This is a genomic window from Singulisphaera rosea, assembly GCF_054877945.1.
In genome coordinates this window covers 1-255 of record NZ_JBTYIP020000181.1, presented here as the reverse complement: position 1 = coordinate 255, position 255 = coordinate 1, and the positions used below count along the sequence as shown (strand labels likewise).

Here is a 255-nt window from a genome sequence, read left to right as displayed (position 1 = left end):
GGGAGGCCGAGAGGCCGTCGTTGCGGCCGTTGCCGGGGTCCATGCCGGAGCCGTTCGACCTGGTCAGGACCGCCCCGGTGCACAAGGATTGCACGGTCCATTTCGAGGGGCGTAGCTATGTCGTCCCTTTCACCTATGCCGGCCGCGAGGTGGAGGTCCGCGGCGGCTCGGGATGCGTGCGGATCGTCGACCCCCGGACCGCCGCGGTCCTGGTCACCTACCCGCGGCACACGAGCGAACGGATCCTGATCGATC

General features: G+C 69.4%; 1 protein-coding gene. It reads left to right on the top strand.

Annotated features, from left to right (window positions below):
* Positions 1–41: 41 nt before the first annotated feature.
* A partial coding sequence (locus ACYOEI_RS41420; RefSeq protein WP_462856514.1) for a Mu transposase domain-containing protein occupies positions 42–255 on the top strand: 214 nt, incomplete at its 3' end.